Source organism: Pseudoalteromonas rubra (assembly GCF_000238295.3).
Lineage (GTDB): Bacteria > Pseudomonadota > Gammaproteobacteria > Enterobacterales > Alteromonadaceae > Pseudoalteromonas > Pseudoalteromonas rubra.
Genome location: NZ_AHCD03000020.1, coordinates 416,555 through 428,203 on the forward strand (window position 1 = coordinate 416,555; position 11,649 = coordinate 428,203).

Below are 11,649 nucleotides of genomic sequence, written 5' to 3' on the forward strand. Positions count from 1 at the left end.
ATACCCAGGTATTTCAAAGTGGCAGTCTGTTTTATTTTTTGTTCGAAAGACTCCGTTTAAGTATTTGATTAAAATAGCAGTATGTTCAAAAATAGTCTGTGGACAGGACGAAGGAAGACGATTATGCAGAGGTTAAACGTAGCACTAAAATGGGTATCTCTGGCTATGGCAGGCACCTTATTGGCTGGGTGCAGCTACTTTTTGGATCATGATATCGAGCTAACGGGGTGCTTTCCTGCGCTTGAATACTCTACCTCAGAAGCTGATAAGCCTATTTATAATCTACCTTTTTATGACACTAATAATCCATTGATTGCCGCTGGGTATAACTTCAATGTTGTTAACTATTACTTTTCGTCATCGAGCATTGCCGAAAGTGGTGAGTTAGTATTTGATGACCCTGCACCCATGTCAGGGCGTTTTAGCATGAATGGAGATATGGTTATCTCAGTGCCAGGCTGGGCGCATAAATATCTGGGTGGGAGCACAATTGCTTTGTACTTTCCCATCACCTATCAAGGGGAACATGGCGTGTTTAATGCCTACACAATGGGAGACAGTGGTCTTGCATTGCCGCAGGGGATAAGTGCGTCCTGCAAGCAGGAGATTGTCAATGTATGTGAAGGGCGGCACTGCCGATTTTTAAAGTACCTGAGCCTAGAAGAATAAGCACGGGCAGGCCCGCTTTTTAGTCAGACTGCTGTGGGTGAAATATCCAGCTATTTAACAATAACTGGATATTGATGAGGGTAGTAAACTAGATGCTGGGCTCTATTCTTAAAGAAAACAAAACGGTTTCCCCGCTTACCTTATGTATTTCATACTCTAAATACCCCTCTTTACTGACGTAATCCATATCGTGGATCAGAGTAAATGAGTAATTCTGGCCCTTCTGGATAACCTGATCCTTAATCTCTCTACCACCTTGCCAGACCTTTAATCGTAGCGCTCCATCGCTGCCACCTTTATTGGCAACCGAGAACCGCTTAGGTGCATTGATACCTAGCCCGAACTTGCCTGTTTTATTTACGGCAGTGGTACCGTAGCCATCCGTGACATAGCCATGTCTGTCTATGATTGAGAGCGCATGGAAACCAGTGTGATCAGGTTTGAGTGCTTCATTGTTTTTGAGTACACACGTGGTGCTGTCATCTGCGCTCTTGATCACTTTTCTGAATTTATTTACGTTCTTAAGGTAGGCTGTGAGACGTTCGCGGGAATCCATATTCATGGCAGCAACGCGGTTGATTAGAGTACGGCCTTCAGTATCTAAACAGTTAGTGGCTTTTTGGCTCTCCACATACGAGTAAATGACCTGGTGTGGCAGCATTACACCTGCTCGTATGCTGTCCATTGCCGGTGAGCTTGGCGCAGTGACTATTTTCCGTGTATAGGCGGCAACGTGGTATAAATACCCGCGTTTTTCCTGGTCTAAAGGGTACTGCCTGGCAATATAGTGCTCGATGTCATCGCGGATCCCATCGTCGTCAGAGTCGGTGCTCCCCAGGCTGCCATCATCTTGAGGAGCGGGGGGTAAGTTGTGCTCGTATACAAGAACAAGCGGAATAGTGATGCCGCCAAGTGAAATTGGCACTAATCCACCAACAGGGCCCTCTTCGATTTTGGAAACGTCAACGGCAAAGCTGGGGCTGGACAGTGCACCAAACAATAAAAATATCAATAAATTTTTCATAATTATTCCTTAATACAAGCACTTAAGTGTTGCGCTCCAGTTAACACTGTAAGCTGCTTGATGTGTCGCTGTGTGCCTGATACCAAACGTGAAGCTGCCATTATTATTACGGTTGTAATAAATTGGATTGCTGGACGAAGTCATGTTATTCAGCAATGTTTTGGTGCGAACGCGTGAGTCTTTGCCAAACTTCCAATTAAATTCAACATTGTTCCCTAAAGAAGAAGGGTTGGCGCCCCAGACGGCAAAGCTTAGATTGAACTTGGTACCAACGGGTGGCCAGAAGGTACGTTCAAAGCCAGAAAAGTGGCTATTTTCTGAGTGAGAGGGGATGTGCTCTTCCACGCTTTGAAACGTGACGGTGTAGTTCTTGCCATTGTGCAAACACGTCAGTGCAGGCTCTGATCCCCCATCGTCTTCATTGTCTGGCCGCTTTTCCATTTCTTCAAACGCTTTGACCACGTCATTGATGATCTTTTGTTTTGAGGTGTAATGGCCCCGGGTAAAGGCATCGCGTCTGATATAAGTCTCGGCCAGACCATGTCCAGTAACATCTTGATAAACAGGAATGCTGACATTGGCTGCCCTGGGCTCTTTATGGGCCGGTTTTATTGCGCGAATTGCATTCATAACCAGATCCCGCGTGTTGGTCGTGTGAGGTCCACCCCCTTTGGTGGTGACCGCGGGTGTTGCGACCGATACAATTTCCAGATGATTTAGAAAGGTATCTCCATATCGGGCCGCTATCGCGTCATAGACTTCATTGGCGTAAAAGTTGCCCTGAGAGTGAGCCAGCAAAACCACATTATAGTTAGCGTTTATATAAGAAAGGGATTTACTAATCATGGCTTCCAGATCTTTGTCTGTCGGCTGATTGTGGAAATCAATGATGCTGGCGAGTAGTTGGATGTTCTCTACGTTCGAACCACCTAATGATAAGTAGGCGGCCTCACGCCAGTAGTCAGCTGACGAGTTGCGGTTTTCATCCCGCTCTTTCTGTGCCAATACTTCCATGAATTGCTCAAGCTTATCTTCATTCATGTTGTACACATGATCAATGGCATGGACGTGCCGACTAAACGCGCTACGTACCGCTGGTTTGTTTTTACCCAGTGCCTCTTCATCCGTAAACATACCATTGAGGTATATCAAGGCACGCTTGCGTGCCGAGCTGCCATCATTGCTCGAGCTTGCCCGGCTTAGGTTCGTGCTCGATACACTCTGTGGTACAGCATCGGCAGTCAAAAATTCATTGGATGCGAGTTGTGTGGGGGTCAGAGGAACAAAGTCAGCTTTGTTGAAGTAGTGAGGTACTTCGCTATCGCTGGCTAATGCTGCTGAGGCATACAGCATAGGTATACCACAGCCAAGGGCCAATAGTTTCTTTTGCATTTATTAAAGCACTCCTTTGAAGCTATAAATGGGTAATTATTGTCGAGTTAAATTCGACCGTTGTTTATTAGTAGTAGATTATATATGACAGTATCATGTCAGGGACAGAATTACTAAAGGCAGGTGTTTGATCTATATTACTTTTATTGAAATTAAATACCCAATTTATGCAGGGGGATGTTTTACTTGCCTGTGCTCTGCAGCAATGGTTTCTTAACTCTCAGTGAAACGCTAAACGTCTGGTTGGTTTGTCGGGCTTCACAGCCCACATTAAATTTATCCATTAATGCGATCACTAACTGCAGTCCCAGACCAAAGTTGTCATGAGCCGATGTCTCATCCGGCGCTTGCAGCGTGGGATTGCAGAATTGGATCTGGGATGGACTGATGCTAATCTGCCAGTATTTATCGGCCTCTGATGTTTGGCAATGATGGATCACATTGGTTAATAAGTTCAATATAACCAGTTCTAAAACGACTTCGGGAACAGGCAGTGAGAGTGTCTTGGGTGGGTCCGGTTCATTGATCCGCACATCAATTTGGTGAAGGGTTATCAGTGCCTGAGACTCCGATAATACGGTGTCGAGTACATGGCGGACTTGAATGGTATGTTGCTCCTTAGCATCCGATGTAAGCCACAGCAATGCACTGCTGATCCGGTGCATTCTCGCAATGGCCTTGTCTAGACGATGATATGACTTTAGTGAGGCTATCTCGGGTGCTGAGGCACCGATCAGTTCCATCGAGTGTGACATCACTTGCAAGGGCGTTCTTATCTCATGGGCCATACCCTGGTTAAATGCAATTTGCTGCTGCAACAGTTGTGTTTTTTGTTCCAGTGCATCCACTAATTTTTTTGCAATGACTTGAATATCTTGTTCTTCAATGTCGCTCAGTACGGCTTTGACCTCATTGATGTACAAGTGCTCTGCAGCAATGGCATGGTGGATTTTGCTAAATGGCCGCAGCGCTTTTTCTGAGAGCTTATTAGAAAACCAGTAGGTCAGCAGTAATGTGGGCAGCAACATCAATAATAATATTACCAAAATATCATCGATGGCGCGGGATATGATCCCCAACTCTGAACTATTGAGAAGCAGGACTCCAAGATCGGTTTTCATAAAATGAAAATGCTGCTCACCCCGGTTAAACTCTCCAAAGTGCGCGTCAAACTCAAAGTATTTAAGCTGCTCGCTGTCAGACAGAGTAAAGGTCTCGGTCTGCGTGACTAAGGTCATGTTAGCGGGTAATGATCCACCTTGCTGGATCGCGTGATAGGCTTGCTTCAGTTGATCTTTAAAAACGGCATCTTCCAGAGCAAAGACAATAAACAAGGTCATACCCGAAAAAAGCAAAAACAGCGTTAATGCAAGCCATAAGCTGTGTTGCCTGACACGTGAGAGTAAAGTGGGCTGACTTGTAGATTTAAATAACATGGTTACTGGCCAGGGTAAATTTGTATCCCACTCCTTTGATCGTCTCGATAAAATCTTGATCAAAGTGGGCTTTGAGTTGTTTTCTCAGTTTGTAGATATGTGCCCTGAGCGGATCGCTGTCTGGTGTTTCATCGGGCCATAAGTGGGCATGGATCGTCTGTGTTTTTACCACATTTGGGGCATGATCAAGGAGTAACTTTAATATCTCATAACCGATATTATGCAGTTGCAAGCTTTTGTTTTGGTAGGTGAGCAGTAATGTCGCAGGATCTAGCGTCACGTCTTCAAATGTAATGACATCTGATAACGTGGTTGGTGGCATTGATTTCATTAACCCAACATCGATCCGTGCGGTCAGCTCGGCAAATGAGAAGGGTTTTTTCAGGTAATCCCAGGCACCGCTGGCAAAGCCTTGCAGGATGTCTTGCTCGTGGCTACGAGAAGACATCATGATCACAGGGATTTTAGTCAGGTGCTGGCCCAGTGTGTTGTCTGACAACTGACGGCAGACATCGTAACCATTCACAAATGGTAAGTTGATATCTAACAAAATGAGTTGATAACGGTTTTGCTCCAATAGGACGAGGGCTTGTTTGCCGGTGTAGGCAAAGTCGAGTTCGTGTCCTTTGGGCTCTAAGAACTCAGCAATGCCTTGTGCAATATCCATATCATCTTCAACTATCAGAATGTGTGCCATGTTTAATTCACTTTATAACTCGGTTTTAGCGATTTGAGCACGCATTTGAGGTGCGTCAATCAGGGTATAAATGTGGGGGATTAACCACTTTTCGAGTGCCACCCAGCCGTCTTCTACCTGCATCATTGCGACCACTTCAAGCTGAGATTTTGGGTCGCTCCAAAATATGGTACCGCCCATGCCACCCCAAAAGAAGGTGCCTTTCTGACGAAGATCGCCAGCTGTTTCCTTAATTCCTACACCGTAACCAAAACCCACGCCTTTGTATACCCTGGGCATAAAGTGGGTATCCAGACCCTGCGTTTTAGTACTGAGCATAGTGTTAACCAAGTGCTTTGATAACAGGGTCTGGCCATTAAACTTCCCCTGATTTGAAAGCATGGAAACGAAGTTACTGTAATCTTGTGCTGTTGAAACCAGCCCGCCACCACCCGAGAGTAACACCGGTTTGTTTAAATAGTCGCTATCTGCGCCTTCTTCGCTAAAGAGAATTTTGTCTTTGTTGAATACATAGGCTTCTTCAAAGGTGGTCGCGTCATACTCATACATATCAACCAGCCGGTGTTCGCTGCCCTTTGGCACTGCGAAATGGGTGTCTTGCATGTTTAACGGCTCAAAAAGGTGGCGCGTCAGATAGGTATCTAAAGGCAGGCCCGATACTTTTTCGATAATGGCACCCTGAATGTCACTGGCAATCGAATACTCAAAGCGCTCCCCCGGCGTAAATTTGAGGTCTATGCCAGACAGGTCGTCAATCATCTCGTCCAGGGTATTGCCGCGGCTCAGTGGGTTCGCTAATAAATAGCGAATATCAATCCAGCTTTTTAGCCCACCGCCATAACCAAATCCTGCGGTATGTGAGAGTAAGTGATGGATGGTGACCGTATGTGGTTGTCCATCGACTTCGAGCACATCCAATTCAGGTAAAAATTTGCGAATATCATCTGTTAAAGCGATTTGGCCGCTGTCGACCAGCTGTAACAAAGCCACTGACGTGATGGGTTTACTCATTGAAAAAATACGGAACAGCGCATCTTTTGTCATTGGCTTGGCTTTCTTGACGTTGACTTTGCCGTACGCGTTGTAATGTACCAGTTTGTTTTGGTGCTTCACCATCAACACTAATCCCGGTAAGTGGTGCTCAGCGAGTAATTGCTCTATGTGTGTATCGAGCGTGTGTGAGGCCGTGTGCGCTGCGATTGGTGTTGTAGTATTGGTAACTGTGGTGTCAGACGCCGCCATTGTATGTGATGCCAGGCCAAAGAGTGCCGCAGAGATCAGTGTTGTCAGTGTGGCTTTGTTTGGTTTGATAGTTGCTGTACGCATGGTGTTTCCTTAAATTGGGTGGTTGTTAGCTGTTGAGTCACAGGTTAAATCAACCCAGGTAAACTCAATGTAAAACGGCTAACGCCACGCGAGAAAATCGTCAGGATAACTTTGCGACGCGCGTGATGACTGGGAAATCCGTGCTTTTTGATACTGACATTTTGATGAGCAATACAGTGCTTACCCAAGCAGACACGCAAGATCCAAGATACCTTCAGGATCAAAGTGACGCTCAGTAAAAGCAAGCGGCTTATTTGCTGGTGGGTGGCATTTACTCCCTGCTTTGGTCTAGGCAAACAAGGAGTTCTGGAGACAATAGAAAACCTAACCTGAGCCAGTGTTAGCCCTGTACTCAGACGATACGTCTTGTCGTGAGCGGGGCTTATCCAAGCAATGCACGGTAGTTATTGATGGCACTAACCTTTTCTTCACGGATCAGGGTTACCAGGTCCAGCCCCTCGTCCTGCCAGCGCGCAGGGATCGCCATCTTATCAATTTGGAATTCGTCAGAGTCTGCATTCATCACACAGAGCTCGTCGTGTATCGCAAAAACACCATGGTCAAACGATTTGCCCGGCGCTGCTTGTTGAATATAAAACCTTTCTCTTTGATTTAATGCCGCTTTTTTAAGTGCTCTGTGATGACAATAGGGGTTATTGCCTCGCTTGCCAAAAAACACATGTGCAGTCCAGTGACAGCCAGCACGGCAAACTGCTGCAAATTCGCAGTTCGCGCATTCGCCCCACAAATGCCGGGTGGCATCTTCAGGGGTGGTGACGTCATTGATGCGTAGCTCAGGGCTATTTTGATAGATATCTTGTAATGTACGTTCGCGAATGTTGCCGCCGGTATAGGCCTCGCTCGGTAATGAGGGACAGCCTTTGATACTGCCGTCAGCTTCTATGCCGATGGCGTTTTGACCTGCACTGCAACCCCGTGAGAACGCCCATTTGGGGTCGGATGCAATGGGCTCTCTGAGTAACCTTTCGTAGGGCCCAAAGTAGCCAATATTATTCCCCATGTGTACCCGCATCCCTTCACGGTTGCCGCGTTTTGACAGGTATGCCAGCAGCGGGAAGACATCGAGTAATTCATATGGCTGGAGTAAAATATGGGCATTTTCAACAGCGTTGCCCATGGGCACCGTCAGGGCCAATTGCCAGGCTGATATTCCGGCTGTAAGCAGCGCTTCGTACAAAGTGGGGAGTTCTGCAATTGATTCGCGATTGACCTGTGAGTTACAGCCTACCGGGATCCCTGCTTCGCGCAGGTGCGCAATGGTTTCAAAACACTTCTGCCAGGCGCCTTGTTTTCCTCTGAGCAGGTCGTGGCTGCGCTCCATCCCGTCAATGGATAAAGAGACCGCCGCAATACCTGCTTCCTTCATCCGTTTAGCTGTGCCGAGAGAAATCCCGTAGCCGCCCGTTGTCATGGTCGCTTTCATGCCTTTTTTGGTGATCTCTGCTGCGATCTCCAACCAGTCGGGACGCATAAATGCTTCGCCGCCGATTAGGGTGACTTCTTTAATGCCCAGTTCAGCCATCTGCGCGACTAAATCCAGTGCTTCACTGGTGGATAACTCATCGACTCGGGCATTGCCCGCCCTGGAACCGCAATGGTTACAAGCCAGGTTACATTTCAATGTAATTTCCCAAACCGCATAAGTTTGTCTGTATGCCGCATTGATTCGGATATCAGATCTGTGCGTTAAATCAGTCATATTTGCCCCTAATCAGTTATGGTTGTGCGTGTTATGAAGCTGGCAATTAGTCAGCCAGGCTTGAACCGTAGATCTGCACGCCAGGGCCAGTTGAATCTGCACCCATCGCATCTTGCTCAGCGCCTTTACTTTGATAGGTGTTGCTTAGCTTTGAGCCTCCTTCGATTTTTGCCAGCAATTGCTCTGCTTCAATAACCGCTTTTTTGTTTTGCTTTGTTGTTTTCATGGTATTACCTCGAAATAAGTTAAAATGAATTTAGGTCAGATGACCTGCCGGTTGCAGTACAGTGCCACCGGGCACCGGGTAGGAAAAGCCGGTACAAGTTCAATCCTGCGAGGTCGGTGTCCAGCTGTCAAAATGACGAAATAACTTCAATATCAAATAAAATCAAATGTTTATCTCAATAAATTATTGAGTGAATTGAACTTGATAAGGTTTGATAAGCGGGCAGGGAAGCAGGGCACTCAGTGATCACTGACGCTCCTGCGTGGAGTATGATAACCCGTGAAGCGAGCAAGAAATGGCCAAAAACAGCAGTATCGCAAAGTAAAGGTGGCGAGTTTATTTATTGCGTGCGTGTACAGGATACAGGCTTTGTCGACGACTGATTAGCAGGTTTATAGTGCGTAAAGTCTGGCTGTTGCTTTGATATCAGTGCACTTACTTTGCCGGTGTATCCATCAGCTCACTTAACCCTGTTTTAAGGTGTGATAAGAGCGCAGTGACTTTTTTCTGAGGGTATTTGCGACCTGAGTAAAACGCATATAACACCAGGTCTTCCGGCGCATGGTCTAACGTGAGCTCACTTAAAGTGCCAGCCTCCAGCTCTGCCTCGCACATATGCCGTGGCAAAATGGCAAAGCCCAGTCCCCGGATTGCGGCGGCCTTGGCCATGTGACCACTATTCACTTTATAACTGGATTGCACATACAAGGTTTTATTGTGTTTGAATCGCCACGGGGTACCTTGTAGCACGGTCAGGCTGGTAATACAGGGCACTTTACTGAGTGTATCCAGCGAGTGCACATGGGCATGACGGTGCAGCAGCTCAGGAGCACCCACAACACAGCTGGGCAGGTGCAGAAGGGCTTGCGCTATCCAGCCCGAGTCCTCCAGTGTGCCCCGGCCAAAGCGCACAACCAGATCTAATCCCTCCAGCATGCCTTCAGTGGGATTTAATTGTGTGTCACAACTGAGTTGTATATCAGGGTGTTGGTGGCAGAAATCGGCAATAAGCGTTGCCAGTACTGGCAAATCTGGTGTGACCAGGTTGAGGTGGCCAGACAACGCATCATTGTGCTGAGACACCTCTGTCAGTGCATCATCCATTGTTTGAATGAGCGGCTTAAGTGTTTGATAAAGTTGTTTGCCTGCCGCTGTCGGGCGCATTTTTCGCGTTGTTCGCTCCAGCAGCCGGGTATTTAAGTGTTGCTCCAGCAGGGCCACATGGCGGCTGATATTAGATGTGGGCAGCTGGCGATGCTGTGCAGCCTGCTTAAAGCTTAACTTTTCATAGACTGCGGCAAAGCTCAATAGCCACTGAATATCGGTCCTTTCGATCATCAAGTATCTCAGCACATGGATTTAAAGCGGTATTTTATCATGCTTATCCATTTGGCTGCTTTACCACACTGCATTCAGATACTGAAATAAGTGAACAATGAAAAAAGGAATGACGACACGCCAACAAATACTTTGTACCGGTAATTGCATTAAGTGTGTCTTGTGCTCGGTTTTATTAATTGACTAAGCCTCTTAATTTGTATTTTTTATCTATTAAATAGGCTGTTTAAAGGATTGTTTTGATTTTTCATCAGGTTTTAGGTGTTTTCTTTGTTTTATAGTTGTGATTTATGCAGTTATGAAATATCCTTTCGCGCTTTTCTGTCCAGCGTTTCTAAAAAGGAGAATTTGGTGTCCAAATTTTATGTCGCTTTCTTGGCTGTTTTGTCCTTGAATGTATTTGCCCAATTTGAACAGGCATATGCGCCTGTACGAGTGGGTAAGAGCACTGTGTTTATTCCGATAGACCTTAAACCGGAAAATTCAGCACAAGTATGGTCAATGAGAATTGAAGATGGATATAAGTTAACCTGGTCCAGATCTCAAGATGCTGATTATTATGAGGTGGTATATCGTTACAAGGACACTTTAGGCCAGATAAAAACGGATACCATTCGAGTAAATGGGCTTAACTACACGCTGAAACCAAAAGGAACTGTGCAAGGCGCGATTCAAGTCAGAGCATGTCATCGATATGGCTGTTCCAGCCTCAGCTATACGCGACCCCAAAGCGAGAGTCAGCTGATATTACAAGCCTTAACAACGGAGCAAACGAGCGCCAGTAGCATCAAAGTTTCATGGCGTACACTCGGTGCTACAAGCGTCACGTTGCAGGAAAAAATTGATAACAGAGTCACCAGTTCGACCTATGGGCTGTCTCCGTCAGCTGGCTCGGCACATGTGTCGATCCAAAACGGACAACGCAAGACGGTAACAATATATGCCTATGGTTTTGATGGTAATAAAGTTTCTCGCTCTGTGAATCTTGCTGGTCAGTTCAAAGACAGCACGCGTACACAAGGTGTGAAACATGACGATTATCTTCAGCCGTTTTATCAGTTGAATTACTCTATTGTTGAACGAAGTGTGTTGTACACAGCTAACTCTATCTACTTCGCTACGCGAGACTTCAAGCTGTATCGTTTTGATAAAAAAGATAAAATTAATTATAAACAGACGCCGACTTGGGTAGTTAATACGGATGGCATGGTGGCAAACAGGCCTGTTCTGGACAGTGACTCGCTCTATTATACCGCCAGCTATACACCTCGCTCTTATGTTGATGGCAAACATCAATCAGTCGAATATTCTGGTCAGGTATGTTCCCTTAATGTTGCAACGACAGCCAATGCCCCGACACCTAGCTGTACTCATATGACCACGAATGTGGTTGCCAGCCCTGTGTTGGTTAAACAAGAAGCTCGTACTTTTAGCAATGGTTTTCGCTTATTCAGTCGCAGCGCCGCGGACAACGCACAGTTCGGTTTGTATGTTTTCGGAAAAGATGGTCAAGTTAAAATACTCGATCCTCGAGACATTGGACTGGAAATTCATAGCACGTCCGTGCCATTGAACGGTATGAATCAAGGTGTGTTGGCTACACCGGAAGTATATCTCTCCAAAAACAGCAACAGCAAAAATCAATTCGTCATTAAAAGTGGTAATAAAATCAGGGGCATTGCGGTACCAAATAGCAACGAAATTACCAGTCAGTATGAAAAGTCAGCCCGAGCACTGCTGCAAAGTGTCGGCATAGAGTTCGAGCAACGCTCGGCAGAAGAAAAGCAAGTAATGCAGGTATTGTGGGAAAAGGAGCTGTAA

The 11,649-nt window shown here is 46.2% G+C and carries 10 protein-coding genes; 2 read left to right on the forward strand and 8 right to left on the reverse strand.

Annotation, left to right across the window (positions count from 1 at the left end; genetic code table 11):
* The first annotated feature begins 123 nt into the window (after positions 1 to 123).
* A complete protein-coding gene (locus PRUB_RS01915; RefSeq protein WP_010383063.1) occupies positions 124 to 669 on the forward strand; it encodes a hypothetical protein in 546 nt (181 codons plus the stop codon).
* 88 nt (positions 670 to 757) lie between these two features.
* On the opposite strand, the gene PRUB_RS01920 is transcribed toward PRUB_RS01915, so the two are convergent.
* The 8 genes from PRUB_RS01920 to PRUB_RS01955 form a co-directional block, all read right to left on the reverse strand.
* Positions 758 to 1,693 (reverse strand): hypothetical protein, encoded by a 936-nt coding sequence (locus PRUB_RS01920; protein ID WP_010383061.1) that lies wholly within the window; start codon positions 1,691 to 1,693, stop codon positions 758 to 760.
* 9 nt (positions 1,694 to 1,702) lie between these two features.
* Positions 1,703 to 3,085: a hypothetical protein gene (locus PRUB_RS01925; protein WP_010383059.1), complete on the reverse strand. Its 1,383-nt coding sequence runs from the start codon at positions 3,083 to 3,085 to the stop codon at positions 1,703 to 1,705.
* Positions 3,086 to 3,267: 182 nt separating this feature from the next.
* Positions 3,268 to 4,521 carry a sensor histidine kinase gene (locus PRUB_RS01930; RefSeq protein ID WP_010383058.1) on the reverse strand — a complete coding sequence of 418 codons (1,254 nt, stop codon included), beginning with the start codon at positions 4,519 to 4,521 and terminating at the stop codon, positions 3,268 to 3,270.
* Positions 4,511 to 5,218, reverse strand: coding sequence for a response regulator transcription factor (locus tag PRUB_RS01935; protein WP_010383057.1), 708 nt, complete (start codon positions 5,216 to 5,218; stop codon positions 4,511 to 4,513). Before PRUB_RS01935 ends, PRUB_RS01930 begins: the two co-directional genes overlap by 11 nt.
* Before the next feature lie 12 nt (positions 5,219 to 5,230).
* Positions 5,231 to 6,544 (reverse strand): serine hydrolase domain-containing protein, encoded by a 1,314-nt coding sequence (locus PRUB_RS01940; RefSeq protein WP_010383056.1) that lies wholly within the window; start codon positions 6,542 to 6,544, stop codon positions 5,231 to 5,233.
* 382 nt (positions 6,545 to 6,926) lie between these two features.
* Positions 6,927 to 8,264 carry a radical SAM/SPASM domain-containing protein gene (locus tag PRUB_RS01945; protein ID WP_010383055.1) on the reverse strand — a complete coding sequence of 446 codons (1,338 nt, stop codon included), beginning with the start codon at positions 8,262 to 8,264 and terminating at the stop codon, positions 6,927 to 6,929.
* 46 nt (positions 8,265 to 8,310) lie between these two features.
* Positions 8,311 to 8,490, reverse strand: coding sequence for a hypothetical protein (locus tag PRUB_RS01950; RefSeq protein WP_040645059.1), 180 nt, complete (start codon positions 8,488 to 8,490; stop codon positions 8,311 to 8,313).
* A 435-nt stretch (positions 8,491 to 8,925) separates the two neighbouring features.
* Positions 8,926 to 9,828, reverse strand: coding sequence for a LysR family transcriptional regulator (locus tag PRUB_RS01955; RefSeq protein ID WP_010383054.1), 903 nt, complete (start codon positions 9,826 to 9,828; stop codon positions 8,926 to 8,928).
* 351 nt (positions 9,829 to 10,179) lie between these two features.
* On the opposite strand from PRUB_RS01955, the gene PRUB_RS01960 reads away from it, so the two are divergent.
* On the forward strand, positions 10,180 to 11,649 hold the full coding sequence (locus PRUB_RS01960) for a hypothetical protein (RefSeq protein ID WP_010383053.1): 1,470 nt from the start codon (positions 10,180 to 10,182) through the stop codon (positions 11,647 to 11,649).

Coding starts and splice junctions, on each gene's coding strand:
- PRUB_RS01915 (WP_010383063.1), top strand. CDS start 124: ATGCAGAGGTTAAACGTAGCACTAAAATGGGTATCTCTGGCTATGGCA.
- PRUB_RS01920 (WP_010383061.1), bottom strand. CDS start 1,693: ATGAAAAATTTATTGATATTTTTATTGTTTGGTGCACTGTCCAGCCCC.
- PRUB_RS01955 (WP_010383054.1), bottom strand. CDS start 9,828: ATGATCGAAAGGACCGATATTCAGTGGCTATTGAGCTTTGCCGCAGTC.
- PRUB_RS01935 (WP_010383057.1), bottom strand. CDS start 5,218: ATGGCACACATTCTGATAGTTGAAGATGATATGGATATTGCACAAGGC.
- PRUB_RS01930 (WP_010383058.1), bottom strand. CDS start 4,521: ATGTTATTTAAATCTACAAGTCAGCCCACTTTACTCTCACGTGTCAGG.
- PRUB_RS01940 (WP_010383056.1), bottom strand. CDS start 6,544: ATGCGTACAGCAACTATCAAACCAAACAAAGCCACACTGACAACACTG.
- PRUB_RS01925 (WP_010383059.1), bottom strand. CDS start 3,085: ATGCAAAAGAAACTATTGGCCCTTGGCTGTGGTATACCTATGCTGTAT.
- PRUB_RS01945 (WP_010383055.1), bottom strand. CDS start 8,264: ATGACTGATTTAACGCACAGATCTGATATCCGAATCAATGCGGCATAC.
- PRUB_RS01950 (WP_040645059.1), bottom strand. CDS start 8,490: ATGAAAACAACAAAGCAAAACAAAAAAGCGGTTATTGAAGCAGAGCAA.